This window comes from Specibacter sp. AOP5-B1-6 (assembly GCF_052376555.1).
Lineage (GTDB): Bacteria > Actinomycetota > Actinomycetes > Actinomycetales > Micrococcaceae > Specibacter.
Map to the genome: position 1 here is coordinate 48,990 of NZ_JBQSVT010000019.1, position 17,576 is coordinate 66,565.

Annotated in this window: 5 protein-coding genes; 4 read left to right on the top strand and 1 reads right to left on the bottom strand. The window is 64.7% G+C overall.

Translation table 11 applies throughout. The features are described 5' to 3' along the window. Nucleotides 1-2 precede the first annotated feature (2 nt). Nucleotides 3-1,076, top strand: a complete 1,074-nt coding sequence (locus ACT3TS_RS11435) for an adenylate/guanylate cyclase domain-containing protein (RefSeq protein ID WP_444531646.1) — start codon at nucleotides 3-5, stop codon at nucleotides 1,074-1,076. 27 nt (nucleotides 1,077-1,103) lie between these two features. Here the strand turns inward: ACT3TS_RS11435 and ACT3TS_RS11440 are convergent, their stop codons facing one another. Then, nucleotides 1,104-4,010: a helix-turn-helix transcriptional regulator gene (locus tag ACT3TS_RS11440; RefSeq protein ID WP_444531635.1), complete on the bottom strand. Its 2,907-nt coding sequence runs from the start codon at nucleotides 4,008-4,010 to the stop codon at nucleotides 1,104-1,106. A gap of 579 nt (nucleotides 4,011-4,589) precedes the next feature. On the opposite strand from ACT3TS_RS11440, the gene ACT3TS_RS11445 reads away from it, so the two are divergent. The 3 genes from ACT3TS_RS11445 to ACT3TS_RS11455 all read left to right on the top strand — a co-directional run bounded on the left by ACT3TS_RS11445 (nucleotide 4,590) and on the right by ACT3TS_RS11455 (nucleotide 17,042). Then, the gene (locus ACT3TS_RS11445) at nucleotides 4,590-10,793 is read left to right on the top strand and encodes an Ig-like domain-containing protein (RefSeq protein ID WP_444531636.1); all 6,204 of its coding nucleotides are present in this window, start codon (nucleotides 4,590-4,592) and stop codon (nucleotides 10,791-10,793) included. A gap of 134 nt (nucleotides 10,794-10,927) precedes the next feature. Further along, nucleotides 10,928-14,185: an Ig-like domain-containing protein gene (locus ACT3TS_RS11450; RefSeq protein WP_444531637.1), complete on the top strand. Its 3,258-nt coding sequence runs from the start codon at nucleotides 10,928-10,930 to the stop codon at nucleotides 14,183-14,185. Beyond that, nucleotides 14,139-17,042, top strand: coding sequence for a fibronectin type III domain-containing protein (locus ACT3TS_RS11455; protein ID WP_444531638.1), 2,904 nt, complete (start codon nucleotides 14,139-14,141; stop codon nucleotides 17,040-17,042). The genes ACT3TS_RS11450 and ACT3TS_RS11455 overlap by 47 nt, the downstream gene beginning before the upstream one ends. Nucleotides 17,043-17,576: the final 534 nt, after the last annotated feature.

Here is a 17,576-nt window from a genome sequence, read left to right on the forward strand (position 1 = left end):
CGCTGTCCCCTCTTGCCGCACGCAACCTCCTCCCGCCTGCCTCGCGGAACCAAACCCGGGACCTGGAAACACAGCTTCTTGGCGGGGAACGGACGCTCAAGCGCCGTGACGTTGCCGCCGGGGTTGGCGTTTCGCTGTTGTCGGCACGCAAAATTTGGCGCGCCATGGGCTTCCCCAACCTGGGGGACGACGACGTCGCCTTCACCCAGCGCGACCAGGAAGCCCTGCAGACCGTCGTCACCATGGTCCGGGAAGGCCTCCTGACCGAGGAAACTGCCATCTCCGTCACCCGTTCCATCGGCCAAATGACCGACAGGATGGCTGTCTGGCAGATCGAGGCGCTCGTTGAGGACCTGGTGGTGGAGCACGGTGTCAGCGATGCCGAGGCCCGCCGCGCAGTGGTGTCGGAGCTGCCCAACCTCATTGCCCCGCTTGAGGAACTTTTGGTGTACTCCTACCGGCGCCAGCTCAACGCCGGCATCCAGCGCCTGGCCGTGCGGGCCTCCGAAGGCCTCGCCTCCAGTGAACTGGGGCGTGACGGCGGCGAGGACGACGCACCGCTTCCGCTGGCCCGGGCCGTTGGCTTTGCCGACCTGGTCAGCTACACGTCCCTGTCCCGGCGCATGAACGAAAAAACCCTGGCCCGCCTGGTCCAGCGGTTTGAGAACGTCTGCGCCGAGATCATCAGTGTTGGCGGCGGCCGCCTGGTCAAGACCATCGGCGATGAAGTGCTGTTCAACTGTGAAACCCCCGTGGCCGGCGCCCAGATTTCCCTGTCCCTGGCCGAGGCCATGGCGGCCGACGATTTCCTTCCCGAGGCCAGGGTGGCCATGGTGTGGGGCCGGGTGCTCTCACGCCTCGGCGACATTTACGGGCCCACGGTGAACCTGGCCGCACGCCTGACCTCGCTGGCGGAACCGGGCACGGTGCTCATCGACTCGGTCACGGCCTCCGCGCTGCGAAACGACGACAGGTTCATCCTCACCCAGCTGCCGGTTGAAAATGTGCGCGGCTTTGGCGAGATCGCCCCGGTGCTGCTCAAACGCGGCACGGGCACGGGCCTGGTCATCGACTGACTGCTGCGGTTTGCCGGCGCCGCCGGCTCACCCCCGGGTCCGGGTGGCAAGCCGGGACAGGTCAATGCGGTTTGACGCGCCGGTTTTGTGCAGCAGGTTTGAGATGTGGGTGCTGACTGTTTTCTCGCTGATCACCAGTGACGCGGCAATCTCGGCGTAGCTTCGTCCGGCGACGACGAATTCAAGAATCTCCCGCTCACGCGGCGTGAGCCCGGGCAATCGCACGAGGACCGGGCCTGCAGCGCCTGCCGCGGGGTTGGTTGTGGTGATCCGGGCGTCCATGGCGAGTTTGCGCAAGTGTTCCTGGATGGGGCCGGCCTGCAGCTCGTCGGCGAGCGCGAGTCCGCGGCGGAGCACCCTGGCTGCCAGCGGACGCAGGGAGTGACCGTGCAGCAGCAGTGACTCCGCAGCCCGCCAGCAGGAGTAGGCCTCCTCCCATCTCAGGGTTGCTGCCTGGCAGGCGTCGGCTGTCCGGATCCATTCCTTGGCATTGCCTGCACTCCCGCGGGCCCGGCCAACCTCCGCCTCGTACAGCATGTTGAAGGCCGCCACCTGTCCGATATATAGTTCCGTGTCATTGCCGAAATCCCGGAACACGTGGGGAAAGCCACTGACCAGCTCGTCGACGCGGGCAAGGTCATCCACGGTGGGCCGGCCGTCGTCCCTGGCCGCCTGGACCAAATCCGCCAGGGCACGGGCTGCCCAGGGAATCAGCCATTCACACATGGTGGGCGGCTGTCCCTGCGTGTTCACCCCGGCCATGGCCGCGGCGTAGGCGGTTGCCGGCTGGTCAGCTGCGAGCAAGACTTCGGTGCGGACCGCGGCGAAGCAGAGATTGTTGAATTCGGAGGTCTGCGAGAAAAGTTCCTCGGCGCGGGCCAGGTGCGCCTCCGCTTCTCCTTGCCGTCCCTGCCAGGCCGCCAGCCTGGCAGCCGTCAGCCGGGCTGTAACGTCCCCCATGGCTCCGGGGTCCGAACCCAGTGCCACACGAAGCGCCTGACCACACTCCCGCCAGCGCCCGATCGCCAAGTAGCTGCCTGCCTCCTCGGCAGCCATTTTGGCCAGATACAGATGTGGCGCTCCGAGCCTGGCCAATCGCTCCCTGCCGGCACGCATCAGCTCGGCGAAAGACTGGCTGTTCCACGCCTCCGTTGCATTGGCCCGCCACACAGTAGCGTGGACCAGTGCCCAGAAGTCACGTGCCTGTGCGGCGGCGTCTGCTCCCTCGGTGGCCAGGATCCGGGCCTCTTCCGGGCGCCCGTCCAGCAGCGCCGCCATGGAGTTGGCCGTCAGGGCGTAGGAAAGTGCCCTGGGATTTCCTGCCGCCCGGGCAATTGTGAGCGCTTCGGCGGCCTTGGTTGGGGCCTCGGGGTCATCATTCCACAGCCCACTGTGGGCCAGTTCGGCCAGGGCATAGGCGTATTGCCAGCTCACCGGGTCCACCCCGGCAAGTTGCAGGGCACGGTCCAGCTGGCTGTGGGAGATGAATACCCGCCCGGTGGCAAAGCGCAAAAGTGCGCGCCGCACCAGCAGTTCGGCGGCATCCAACGGCTGTTTCGCGCTGTCCGTCCCCACCAGCAGTGCCTCGACAGCTTCCAGCTCAACTTCCGGGGCGCCCGTCTCCTCAGCAGCAATCCGCAGCCTGGACCACAGCTCCTGCAGGCTCTCCGGCACGTGCGGAAGTCCACTGCGCAGGGCCACAGCACGCCGCAGCAGACGCAGCATCTCGGCACCCCCGCCCGCGCGCCCGGCAGCGGCTGATGCCCGCAGGGACCAGCGGTAGGCCTCGGCCGCGTGGCCGGATGTGTCATGGTGGTGGGCCAGCGCCGCAAGCAACTGAAAATCCGGGTCTTCCTGGCTATCCAGAAGGGTTTGCGCATGGGTGGCAAAAAGGGCATGCCAGCGTGCCCGTTCGTCACCGTCCAAACCCTGTTGAAGGACCTCGGCGATCAGTGGATGGTGGAACCACCAGCGGTTCCCGTCGGTGCTGCACTCCACAATTCCAGCTTCGGAGGCCTCATGCAGCAGCGCCGGGACGCCGTCCGGTCCGCCGTCGAGCCGCACGACGGCGCCGAGGTCCGCCGAGGACAGTGGCCGTCCGGCCACAGCCATGACTTGGGTCAGCCGCCGCGCCCGATCGGAAAGACTGTGCCAGGACCGCAGAACCGCGCCCTTCAAGTCAGCGGGCAGTTCAGCCGGCAAGTGGCGGGCCGCGGGCTCCAGGCCCGCAACGACCAGCCGGTTGAGGTAGGCATTTCCGGCGGTGTGGTGGAAGACTTCCTGCAGCAGCGACTGGTGCGGGGGAGCCCCCAAAAGGTGCGCCAATTGGGCCTCTGTGTCGAGTCGGTCCAAGGGCCCCAGCCCCAGCCAGCCCGTTCGGGGCATGCGCCGGACGTCGGCAAGCCAGCTTTGGAGCGGGTGCTCGTCGCCCATCTCGCCGGTGCGCAGGGTGGCAATGATGGCCAGGCGTCTGTCGGCCGGGCCCGCGATGAGGTACATCAGTACGTCCAAGGTGCTTTGGTCGGCCCATTGCAGGTCGTCGATGACCAGCACCACGGGGCGGCGCCGGGCGAGTTCTTCCAACCAGTCGTCGACCGCAACGGGGACGTCGTGCGGTGGCTCACCTGCCTTTGGCAGCGTCGGGCGCGCGTCGCCGTCGAACCTTGGAGCCGAACGGAAGGCCGAACGCAGCGCCAGAAACGGGACGGTGGTCGAAGACAGGGGCAGGGCGGCACCGGCGAAGATCCAGCCGGTAAAGGTGGAGGACGCGCAGGCATGCTGAACAAGGGCAGTCTTCCCGACACCGGCGTCGCCGGAGACCACAAGGGTTCCGGCCGTGCCTGCAACGGCACCGGCCAACAGCGAGCCAAGGGAGTCCAGCTCCGTTGCCCGCCCCACGATGTCCGCGCCATGGGCGCCCGCGTTCTCGACCACCCTACAAGTTTCGCACCGGTGGCGGCGGAATGGGCGGGAAGGGGACCATAAATATCAGGGTCTTGGGCCGCCATCTCAGGTGCTGATCCCGATGCCGGATGAGGCGGCCCGGAGGACTGTGGAGATATCAGTTCAGCCGTCGTCGAAAGGCAAGACAATGAATGCCTCACATCATGCAGCACGGTGGGCGGCCCCGGCCGCCGTCGCACTGTTTTTCGTGGTTGCCGTCCCGTCCCCGGCCGCTGCAATGCAGGACCCGGGCACGTTGGGGGGAATCGTGCAGCAATCAACTGATCAGCAATGTCCGTTGACCAGGATCGGAAACCAATTTGTCCGTTGTGACAGCCTCACGGGTGCAGGGGCGGCCGCACCGTCCTGGGTGCCCGAGCGCTGACGCATCTGGTTGCCCGGGTCGGAACCTCCACCATCAAGGTCCGGACCCGGGTCGCCTGCCGCCCGCGAGAAATGTTTTGACCATCAACTGGAGCAATCCGGTAAGATGCCAATGGCGACTTTTTCCAAAGTCCCGACATTTTTCGTAGGCGATTCTCCTGGCTGGTGGGGAAGCAAGGGCTAGTCATGGCATTGAGCGGTTTCTTCGGCACATTTTCAAACAAGAAACAGCTGTTTACGGCCTCCGCGGCAGTGGTCCTGTCCGCTGCTGTTGTGACAGGTGCCGTCGTGTACCCCGGCTTCGCCACAGCCGACGTCGACCTCAACGACGGCAGCGTGTGGGTGACGAACCGCGCGGACGGGCTCGTGGGCCACCTCAACGACCAATCGAAGGTCCTCGACGGCGGCTTCACCGCCACGACAACAAATTTTGATGTCGTCCAAAACGCCGGCAACGTGTTCATGAGCGGCGACGGCGGCAGCCTGCTGAACCCCGTGAACGTGTCCATGATGGCCATGGAGTCCGAAACCAGCCTCGGCGGCGGCAAACAAGTCTCGCAGGGCACCCGGCTGGTCACCCTGACCGATTCGGGCGCCGGAAAAGTCTGGGCCGTCTCCAACGCCGACGTGCCCGGCTTCAACGACAAAAGCACCGTCCCCATCCTGACCGGGATGCACAGCGCCGTCTCCGTGACCGCCCCCGACGACACCGTCTACAGCGTGGACAGCGAGGCCGGGGAACTGGTCACCACCGTCATGAACGACGCCGGCAAGGTCGCCTCCCAGGAGCGGGCGGAGGTTGCGGGGCTGGCCGGCCCTGGCGACGTCCAGGTCACGGTTGCCGGCGGCAAGCCCGTCGTTTTCGCGCCCGAATCGGGGACGATGTTCCTGCCCGGCGGCAAATCCGTGGTGATCCCCAACTCCCAAGGTGCGCTGCTGGCCCAGCCAACGGCCGAGGGCAGTTTTGCGGCCTTGGAAACCGCCACGGCGCTGTTCACCCAACCGCTCGACGGCTCGGCCGCCAAGGTGCAGGAACTGGGCGGCACCGGAAAAGCCGTCGCCCCCGTGGTGCAAAACGGCTGCGTCCACGCGGCCTGGTCGGGCGCGAACAAGTACGTGCTGGCCTGCGACGGCAGCGGCGAGCTTGTTGACATCCCCAAGGCCGGCGGCACCTCCGAGTTTGTGTTCCGGAAGAACCGCGACGTGGTAGTCCTCAACGACATCAACAGCGGCAACGTCTGGCTGGTCAATCAAAACATGCTGCTCGTCAACAACTGGGACGACCTGAAAACAGACCTGAAAAAGGCCGACAACGCCGAGAAGGATTCGGCCGACCCCAACGTCGTCAGCACCCTGCCCGACAGGACGAAGCCCAACCGACCGCCGGAAGCCGTTGCGGACTCATTCGGCGTCCGCGCGGGGAAGACCACCATCCTGCCCGTCCTGTTCAACGACTCCGATCCGGACGGTGACGTGCTCACGGTGGAGCCTCCCGCCGTCGACCCTGCCAACGGGGCCGTGCAGTCCATCTACGGAGGCACGGGCCTGCAGGTCAATGTGCCGGCGGAGAAAACCGGCGCCGGAAACTTTGGCTACGTCGTCAACGACGGCCGCGGGGCCACCTCCCGGGCGGACGTGAAGGTCAATGTGGTCCCGCCGAGTGAAAATTCGGCACCTGTGTGGCTGCGGGACTCGACCATGGTGGTTGAGCAGGGCCGGACGATGAGCCAGAACGTGCTCACGGACTGGATTGACCCCGACGGCGACGACATCTTCCTGACCGGTGCGGTTTCCGACGATGACAGCGCCGTGATCAAGACGAGCCCCGACGGCGAACTCAAATACACCGACGACGGCGAAAATGTGGCCCTGAAGTCGATGACCATCACGGTTTCAGACGGCCAGGAAAGCACCGACCACAAGGTCAAGGTCAACGTCAAGGCCGGCAGCACGGTGCCTCCCGCGGCCAATGCAGACTTCTTCCGCGCCGTCGCCGGCCAGCCCATTGTGCTTGAACCGCTGAAAAATGACCAGGACCCGGCCGGCGGCAAGTTGCGCCTGGCCAGCGTCTCCAAGCCCGCCAACGCCACGGTGTCAAAAATTGCCGACGACGGCACCGTGACGTTCACGGCGGACGCGCCCGGAGCGGTCTACCTGGAATACCAGGTGACCAACGGGCCCATGAGCACCACCGGGCTGATCCGCGTTGACGTGGTGGCGGCCAACAATCCCGGGCTGCCCGTCGCGGTCAAGGACCTCGCCATGCTGCCGGCCGGCGGCTCGGTGCTGGTCGACGTCCTGGGCAACGACATGGACCCGGCCGGCGGCGTGCTTGTCATCCAGTCCGTCGACGTCCCCGAGGGCTCGCCCGCGACCGCAACGATCATCGAACGCAACGTCATCAAACTCACCGACGTGCGCGGCATCACCGGCCCCCTGAGCATCAAATACACCATCTCCAACGGCGCGGGCAGCGCCGTGGGCGAAATTTCCGTCATCCGGATCCCCGCACCGGACAAGGTGCTGCCGCCGCGCGTTGAGCCGGACACGGCCATCGTGCGGGCGGGGGACATTGTCAGCATTCCCGTCTTGGCGAACGACGTCGACCCCAACGGCGAGGTGCTGAAGTCACCCGAGGTGGTGGAAGCCGGGGATCCGGAAACCGGCAAGCTGTTTGCCGACCAAAACCAGCTCCGCTTCATCGCCGGCCAGACACCCGGCAAGCTCACCGGCGTCTACAAGGTCACCAACAGCTCGGGGCAGTTTGATTCCGCCAATGTGGACATCACGATCATTGCCGCCGACCCCGAACACAACCTGCCGCCGGCCCCGGAGAACCTGACCGGCCGCGTCATTGCGGGGGACCAGATCAAGATCCCCGTGCCGCTGGCCGGCACCGACCCCGAGGGCGATTCGGTGGAATTGGTCGGCATCGACAAGGCGCCGGCCCTTGGCACGGCGGAAACCGGCAACGGCTACATTTTCTACACCGCCGGCGGCAGCTCGGCCGGCACCGACTCCTTCACCTACCGGGTCCGGGACAGGCTCGGCGCCGAGGCCATCGCCCGCGTGGATGTGGGCGTTGCCCCGCCGCTGACGATGAACCACCCGCCCGTCACCGAGGACGATTTCATCACCATCCGGCCCGGACGCAAGGTGGGCCTCGACGTGCTCCTAAACGATTCCGATCCCGACGGCGGCCAGCTCGGCCTGGTGAAGGACGGCTTTACGGGACCCGAGGAAATGCTCCCCTCGGTCACCGACAAGGGCCTGGTCCTGGTGACCGCCCCGGTGGAGCCGGGCATCGCGACCATGATGTACACGGTGGTCGACAAATTTGGGGCCAAGGCCACGGCCAACATCCGCATGACGGTCACCCCGGATGCGCTGCTGAAGTCGCCCATCGCCCGCGACGACCGTGTCACCGTCAAGCAAATGCTGGGCAAAAATACTGTTGACGTCCCGGTGTTGGACAACGACGCCGACCCCGACGGCGTTACCGACGCGCTTGAGGTGAGTGTCGAAGCGGCCCCCGGCGCGCCGTCGTCGACCGCCACCGTTACCTCCGAAGGTGCCGTGAGGGTGGTGCTGGAAGCAGGGGAGCAGATGATTCCCTACACAGTCACCGACCAGGACGGACTGCAGGCCACGGCCGTGATCTGGGTGCCGGGGCTGGACAAGCAGTACCCGGTGCTCAAGAGCAACAAGGTCATCCGCATGACGGCCGGTGAAAGCGCCGTCATGAAGCTGGCCGACTATGTGCAGGTCCGGGAGGGGCGCACGCCGCGTCTGACGGAAGCAGCCAAGATTTCCCTGTTGGGCGCCTCAAACGAGAACGTCATCACCGGCGACGGCGCCGGCATCAACTATGCCTCCGACATCAAGTTTTACGGCCCGGGGTCCATCACCTTTGAGGTCACCGACGGTGCGGGCCCGGACGATCCCGACGGTTTGAAGTCAACCCTGACGGTCATGACGCTGGTGGATCCGGCCCCGGCAGCGCCCAAGGCCCCGGACAAGGAAGACAAGAAAGAGGAGAAGAAGAACACTCCGCCGACTTTCACCGGGTCAACACTTGAGGTGGCCCAGCAGGAAAGTGCCACCTTGGATGTGGGCCCCCTGGCCTTCGACATTGATCCGGGCGACAAGGAGAAGTTCAAATACTCCATGGTGGGCGGTGCGCCGGCAGGTTTCAAGGCGTCACTCGACGGCACGGTGTTGACGGTGTCGCCAGCGGACAACACCAAGGTGGGTGCCACCGGCACGGTCAAGCTGCAGGTCACGGACGGGAGCAACGACCCCGTGGCAGCCGATGTCCAGCTGACCGCCATTTCCTCATCGGCACCGCCCGCCGTCGCCAATGACGACGTCGTAGCTGACGCGCACGCCGGCCGTGCCGAAGTGATCCCGGTCCTGGACAATGACGTGAACCCGTTCCCCGACACGCCCTTGAAGGTCGTCGGGACCTCGATTGAAACGGGCAGCGAGGGCGTCACCGTCAGCAATGTCAATGACGCCGTCACGGTAAACACGAACCCCGACTACAAAGGGACGGTGGTTGTGCGGTACATCGTGGCCGACAAGACCAACAACGAGGACAGGTACGCCAACGGCCGCATCCGCATCACCGTCAAGGGCAAGCCGGACGCGCCCGCCAAACCCCAAATTGTTGCGGAGAAGGACAAGGCTGTGCTGCTGACCTGGGACCCGCCGGCTGACAACGGCGCCCCGATCACCGGCTACACGGTCGAGTGGGCTGGGGGCAGCCAAAAGTGCGACACCAACACGTGCACCATCACCGGGCTCACCAACGCGCAGGAGTACAAGTTCAAGGTCACTGCCACGAACGACGTCGGCACCTCGGCGCCGTCGCCTGCCTCCGTGGGTGCAACCCCGGACACCGTCCCCGACGCCCCGCTGGCCCCGACGACCGTTTTTGGCGACAAGTCAGTTGACGTCAGCTGGGTCACCCCCGTGGGCGAGTACTCCCCGGTGACGAAGTTCAATGTGCAGATTTCCCCGGCACCTGCCGGCCAAAACGGCCAAAAGACAGGCCTCACAGGCAACACCTTTACGTGGCCGGGACTGGAAAACGGCACGGCATATCAATTCCGGGTCCAGGCCGTCAACAGCGCGCCCAACCCCTCGGACTGGGGTGCTTATTCCGCGTCGGTGGTTCCTGCCGGCGCCCCTTCGGCCCCCGCAGCCCCGGCTGTTCAAACCGCTCCCGCGGTGGGAAGCAACAGCCAGGTCAACGTCAGCTGGGCGGCCCCGTTTGCGAACGGCGCCACCATCAACAAGTACGAGGTTGAACGCACAGGCGGCGGCCAAGCTGTGATCACCCAGACGGTGACCGGCACCAGCGCAACATTCTCGGTGGACACCTCCACTGTGGGTTACCAGTACCGGGTGAAGGCCACAAACAAGGCCGGCACCAGCGACTATGGCCCCCTCTCCGCCGCGCAGCGTGCCGTTGGCAAGGTGGGCGTCATGGCCGCTCCCGGCATCAGCATCCTGGATCCGGGCGGGGCCGGTGCGAAGGTCAAGGTCAGTTACCAGGAGCTGTCGGCGGCCCAACTCAACGGCTATGCGGCCAACGAGGTGCAGTACTGCGTCAAGCTCTCCACCACGGGGGAGACGTGCGGGGTGCCCTCGGGAGTGGAATTGGCATCTGCCAACGGCCAAGGGGTCTACGCGACTGTGCGGGCCGTGGCAGCAGCGGGTTCACTGGGCTCGAACGGCGACGCCTCGGGCGCATCGGCGACGGTTGTCCCGTACGGCAATCCGGGCTCGGCCGGAGTGGGCGGCAGCAATGGCGCGGCGGAAACGCAAACCGTCAGTTACAGCTGGACGTTCCCTGCAGGAGCGGTGGATGTCGCCAAATTTGAGGTTAGCGTGGATGGCGGTGCCTCCTGGGCAGCCAAGACCGGCAACGGCAGCGCCGTCCACAACACGGGCGCTTTCAGCAAAAGCGTGACCATTAAAGCACGCACCATGAACTCCGTTGGCAGCTACGGCCCCGAAGCGTCAAAGACCTTGACGAGCGGGTCGGCCCCGCCACCGGCCCCGCCCAAGACGTTCGTCCGAGTCATAGGCGGCACTTGGCACTCCTGCACCCAGGGTCCAGGGGAGAATACGAGCAACTTTGCCCAGAATCCCATGAGGTGCGGCGGCGTGGTCTCTCCGGGTGGCGATGTTGATATCGATGACAACAGTAAATGGCTGGATCGCGCTGATGGCTGGGTTGAGGTGACCGGCTGTGGCGACCAGTTCTACTCTTGGTACAGCGACTGGTACGTCATGTCCACCGGCCCCCAGGCGGGCCGCGCGGTCAACGGCCCGGACGTGGAAGTGCGGGACGAAAACGGCGGAAGTCTCCGCTGCGGCTAACCCGGAGCGGGTCACCTGTTAGCCTAGGCAACGGTGGTTTCGCCCCGGGGACAACGGGCACAACTTCCAGCACCACAGGTCTCAGCGGTTTCATCCAGCCGGCTCCAACCAGCCGGCTGAGCTAAGGGTTTTTCATGGCTTTGAACGTTTTCGCCGGGAAGTACACGCGCAAGCGGTTCTTCTCCGTTTCCGCCGCAGCAGTCGTCTCCGCGGCTGTCGTTGCCGGGGCGTTGATCTACCCCGGATTTAGCACGGCCGACGTGGAACTCAACGACGGCAGCGTCTGGGTGACAAACCGCAGCATCAACATGGTGGGCCACCTCAACGTCCCCTCCGAGGTGCTCGACGGCGGGTTCACTGCCACCACTGACGGCTTCGACGTGCTCCAGGACGCCGGCACCGTCTTCATGGACAACGACTCCGGCACCCTCCTGAACCAGGTCGACGTGCCCGCCATGACACTCACAGACGACACTGCGCTGGGCGGCAGCAAAACCATCTCGCTTGGCAGCGCCATCACCGTCATCACCGACCCGGCCGCGGGCAAGGTCTGGGCCGTGCCCACTTCCGCTGCCGGTTCGTTCGATGAGAAGACCACCAAGCCAATCCGGACGAAAATCACCAACGCACGTGCCGCCGTCGCCCTTGAAACGCACGACGACGTGAGCGAAGTTTTCGTCCTCAACCCGGGTGCAGCGGTGCTCACCCAGGTGACCGTCAGTGCAGACGGCAAGGTCATGGAGAGCAAGGACGAGAAGGTCGAAGGCCTGCCGGAGGCGGGCAAGCTGACGCTGAGCCTGGTGGGGGACAAGCCGGTGGTGCTGGATCCCGGGACCGGCACCGTGTTCCTGCCCGGCAACAAGCAGGTGGTGGTTCCTTCGGCGAAGGGTGCCCAGCTGCAACAGCGCAGCAAGGAGAGCGACTTTGTTGCGCTGGAAACCGGCAATGCCCTGGTGCTGCAACCGCTCAACGGCGGCGATGCCACAAGCGTTGATGTTGGTTCGCTGGGACGGCCCATTGCCCCGGTGCAGCAGGACGGCTGTGTCCACAGTGCCTGGAACGGTTCCAACAAATACCTTTTCCACTGCCCCGGCGGTGACGGCGGCGAGTCCAAGCCGGTCAGCATTCCCAAGGCGACGGCGGCCTCGGACCTGGTGTTCCGGGAGAACCGCGGCGTTGTGGTGCTCAACGACATGGCCGGCGGCGACGTGTGGCTTGTCAACAACAACATGCAGCTGGTCAACAACTGGGACGACCTGAGTGTGGACCAAAAGAACTCCGAGGACGCCGACAAGGACTCCGCCGATCCCAATGTTGTGAACACGCTGCCGGACAGGACCAAGCCCAACCGGCCGCCGGTGGCCGAAGCAGACGAGTTCGGCGTCCGCGCCGGCAGCACCACCCTGCTGCCCGTGCTGTACAACGACTCCGACCCCGACGGCGACGTCCTCACCGTGCGCGACAGCGCCACCGATATCAAGGCCGGCTCCCTGCAAACCGTCTACGGCGGGACCGGGCTGCAGCTGGTGGTTCCGCCCGATGCGCCAGCCAGCACCGAATCGTTCAGCTATACAAACGACGACGGCCGCGGTGGCACGGACCCGGGCACCGTGAACGTGCGGGTCGTGCCCGAAGCCGAGAATGCAAAGCCCGTGTCAATGCGGGCCACCACGATGGTCGTGGCCCAAGGCCAGACCATCAGCCAAAACGTCCTGGCCGACATGATCGACCCCGACGGCGACAGCATCTTCCTGGTCGGAGCCACCGCCGAAGAGGACACCGGACAGGTGAAGTTCACCCCGGACGGGGAGCTGAGCTACACCGATGACGGGTCCTCAAACGGTCTGCGCACCGTGACGATCAAGGTCTCGGACACCCGCTCAATTATGGAGAAAAAGATCAAGGTCAGCGTCAAGCCCGAGGGTGGTGTGCCTCCGGTTGCCAATGCCGACTATGTGCGGGTTGTCGTGGGCCAAGACGCCATCGTTGCACCCTTGAAGAACGACCAGGACCCCTTGGGCGGGGAACTGCGCCTGGCCAGTGTGGACAAGCCCGCCACCGGCAGCGCCTCCGCGATTGCAGACAACGGCACCTTCACCTTCAACTCTGACAATGTGGGCGCCGCGTACCTGACGTACCAGGTCACCAACGGGCCGCAAAGCGCGACGGGGTTGATCCGTGTTGACGTGGTTCCGGCGCAGAAGGACCTTGCTCCCACCGCAGTGAAGGACATTGCGCTGCTGCCTGTGGGCGGCACCACCCTGGTTGATGTGCTGGGCAACGACACCGATCCGGCAGGCGGGGTCCTTGTCGTCCGCGGTGTTGACGTTCCCGACGACGCTGGCGTCTCGGTGACGGTGCTGGAACACAACGTGCTCAAGGTGACCGACATCAGGGACCCGGGTTTTCCCGTCACCATCCATTACACCGTCTCCAACGGCCAGGGCACCTCCACCGGTGCCGTCGCCGTCGTCCGCATTCCGGCAGCGTCCACTCTGCAACGGCCGGTGGCGCGTCCCGACGTCGTCGATGTCCGTGCGGGGGACGTGGTGCGCATTCCCGTGCTCGCCAATGACTTGGACCCCAACGGGGACACGCTGAAGCATCCCGAAATTGTGGAGGGGCCCGATGAAGCGGCCGGGAGGCTCTGGGTGGACCAGGACTCGCTGCGCTTCCTGGCAGGGGACACGCCCGGATCCGTGAGCGCCATTTACAAGGTCACCAACGACTCGGGCCAGTCGGACTCGGCCTCGGTGACAATCAACATCGTTGCTCAGGATCCCGAGCGGAACCTGCCCCCGGCGCCAAAGAATGTTCAGGGCCGGGTGATCGCTGGCGCGCAAACCAAGATTCAGATCCCCCTTGACGGCATAGACCCCGACGGCGACTCTGTGCAGTTGGCAGGTGTGGAGGTCCCGCCAACGCTGGGAACAGCCGTGGAAGGCAAGGGATTCATCCTGTACACGGCGGCAGGCAGTGCCGCCGGCACCGACAAGTTCACGTACAAGGTCAGGGACCGGTTGGGTGCCGAAGCCGTCGGCACGGTTGAGGTGGGCATTGCCCCGGAGGATTCAATCAACCGTCCGCCCGCAGCGTCCGATGACTTTATTTCAATGCGTCCCGGCCGCAAGGTCGCCCTTGATGTGGTGCTCAATGACAGCGATCCCGACGCCGACCAGTTGTTTGTGGACAAGAAAGGTTTCAACGGGCCCGAAGAAATGGCTCCGTCGGTCACTGACCTTGGCCGGGTGCTGCTGACAAGCCCGGGGGCCACTGGCATCGCGACCATGGGCTACACGGTCAGCGACCCCTCTGGCGCAACGGCCACGGCCAACATCCGCATGGATGTCACCCCCCGACGCGCCGCTGCGGGCACCGATTGCCCGCGATGATGAGGTCACCGTCGAGGAAGCCCTTGGCAAGAACACCGTCAAAGTTCCGGTGCTGAAAAACGACGAGGACCCCGACGGGGTGTCAGACGAACTTGCCGTGACACTGACGGAGCCCACCCCGAATGCCTCCGTGAACTCCGACGGGACTCTGCAGATCACCTTGACGGCTGAACCGCAGATGGTGGCGTACACGGTGACCGACCAGGACAAGCTGGCCTCCACAGCCATTGTTTGGGTGCCGGGTCTGGACGCGCAATACCCGGTGCTGGCCAGCAACAAGGTCATCAAGGTCAAGGCCGGGGAATCCGCCGTGGCCAAACTTGGCGAGTACGTCAAGGTCCGTGACGGCCGCACGCCGCGGATCACCCAATCGGACAAGGTCAGCATGATCGGCGCCAACAGCGCCGATGCCGTCACCTCTGACGGGGCCGGGCTGAACTACAAGTCCAACGTTGACTTCTTTGGCCCCGGATCCATCACCTTTGAGGTCACCGACGGCACCGGTCCGGACGACCCCGACGGGCTGAAATCGACACTGACCATCATGACGGAGGTCGCTCCGGCGCCTGCGAAGAACCTGCCGCCGAAGCTCCAAGGCACCTCGCTCACTGTCGCCCAGCTGGAATCCGGCGCCGTGGACCTTGCGCTGCTGGCCAGCGATCCCGAGAAGGACGCGCTGAAGTTCGCCCTGACGGGTGACACGCCGGCGGGCCTGAAGACCAAGCTCGACGGCGGCACCCTCACCGTTGAGGCGGAAAAGAACGCCGCGCTTGGCTCCGTGCAGGCGCTGGGGATATCGGTGGACGACGGCCACAACCCGCCCGTCACCGCCGAGGTGAAGGTGGAGGTGTCGTCGTCGACCAAGCCCAAGGCCGTCGCCAATGCCGATTCCGTTCCCGACGCCCACGCAGGCCGTTTGGAAACTGTCCCGGTTTTGGCCAATGACGTGAACCCCTTCCCCGACAGTCCCTTGAAAATTGTTGACGCCAAAATGACGACTGGTGCACCAGGCACCCAGGTCGCCTTTGCCGGGGACAATGTCACTGTGCAGGCGCCGGCCGATTTCACCGGCAATGTGGTTGTGAGCTACACGGTGTCAGACAAGACGGAGGACCCCGATCGCCGGGTTGACGGGCGCATCACCTTGAACGTGAAGGGCAAGCCGGCGGTTCCTGCCACACCGCTTGTGGAAGAGGTCAAGAGCAAGTCTGTGATGCTGAAGTGGACCGCGCCCGTGGACAACGGATCGCCCCTGACCGGCTACACAGTCAACAGGAACGACGGCGTTACGCAGCAATGTGCCACCAACACCTGTTTGATCACCGGTCTGAAGAATGCCAAGCCCTACACCTTCAGCGTGAGCGCGAAAAACGCTGTGGGGGAGTCCGCCTTTTCGAAAGCCTCTGTCTCGGCGACGCCTGACCAGAAGCCTGACAAGCCTGCCCCGCCTGCCGTTGTGCGGGGGGACAAGCAGCTTGAGGTCAGCTGGGTGACGCCAGTGGGTGAGTACTCGGCGGTGAAGTCCTTCAACGTGGAGATCTCCCCCGCGCCGGCCGGACAGAATCCCCAGAAGACAAGGCTCACGGGCAACAAGTACGTCTGGAAAGGCCTGACAAACGGAACCGAATACACCTTCCGCGTGCAGGCAGTAAACAAATCAGAGAAGCCGTCGGACTGGAGCGAATATGCAGGCAGGGCTGTGAAGCCTGCGGGCAAACCGTTTACGCCGGCTGCGCCGACGACTGCCCTGGTGGACCAGGTGGGCAATCAAAACCAGATGCGGGTGAATTGGACCCAGCCGAACCTCAACGGCGGTGAGCTGAAACAGTACACGCTCTTCACCTATTTGGACGGAGCGCAAACCGACTCCATCACCACCACGCAGACCAGCCAGACGCTGTCATTGCCAAACGCGGTTGCCAACTACACCTTCAAGGTGCAGGTGGCCACCGAGGTGGCATCCTCGGAGGTGAGTCCGGCATCGCCTGGTTGGCGATCGGTGAGCCAGCCAGGACAGGTGGCTGCACCTGCAATAGCCTTGGCCAATACGGGAGGCTCCGGAGGACAAGTGACAGTTGACTTCGCACCGCTCACCGGGGCTGCCTTGGGTGGGGCCACGGCGGGCGAGATGACCTACCTTGCCAACGTCACGCCGGGCGGCAGCGACATTCCGGTGAAACCGGGGGATGTGCTTGCTGCCACCAATGGCGCCGCCACCACCGTCACGGTACGGGCCAAGTCCTCAGTCTTCGCCAGCGCTGGAAGTGCGTCGCCGCCGTCGAACGCCGTGACGCCGTATGGCACGCCGGGGACGGCCGGACTTACGGGGGCCAACGGGGCCCAGGACAAAACGACTGTTTCCTACTCGTGGAGCATGCCCGGCGGGGCCGTGGACGCCAAGGCCGTGGAGATTCGCGTCAATGGGGGTGCCTGGTCCGCCAAGACCACCGGGGGCAATGCGACGGTCGATACTGGCGGGTACAGCAAAGTGGCCACCATTGAGGCTCGGTCTGTGAACTCCATCGGCCAGTACGGGCCCGTCCAAACCGTGAAGCCCAAGAGCGGGGCCAAGACGCCGCCAAAGCCGACGTCTTGGACTATTTCGGTCAACCCACAAAGCTGCTTGGAAAAGGCCTCGGGCAGCGGCGACCACTTTACCCCCGGCACCCCGGCCTACTGTGGGTCGCAGTGGTTGAAAGCCGACACTCCGGTACAGGTCAACTGCTACAAGTATTGGGGGGCCAGAGATGATGACCACAAGTGGTACCACATCACCACGTCTGGATACAGTGAATGGAGCTATGTGAAGGCCTTGTCCACTAACCAGCCGACCCCAAAGGGCATGCCGGAGTGTTAGGACTGACTCGCTGGGTCTGACGTGAAAGCCCCCGTGCCTGTTGGAAATTCTCGACAGGCACGGGGGCCTTTTCATGGGCTCATTGGGCGGTTGGTTGCTTCGCGGGGCAGGTTGGGGCGAGCTGGGTGGGCCCACATTCCCGTCGATAAAGCTTCAGAAATATATTTGAGAAAGATCCAAAAAGTCTTCTCTTTCCCATACAAGGGGGCTACTATTGTGGTATGGGTAGTTCAGTGAATTTCCCGGTTGGCCGGGATGGTTCATCCACCACAGTGAGTGTGGCGGACCTGATTGCTGGACTTGCTCTTCCTTCCATTGAACCCCTTGGTACTGACATTGCTGCGATGGCCGGGTTGCCTGATCTGCCGGTTCCCGATCTCCGCCACTGCGGCCCCCGTCGCGGCTCTGTTGACACTGCTCAGCCCGCCGCTGCTGAAGCTGTTGACCCCGCCGCTGGTGTTGGCCCATCTGCTGGTTCCGTTGATTCCCCTAGTTCGGCTTCGGCTGGTGTTGGTGGGGTGGAGTCCCGTTTGG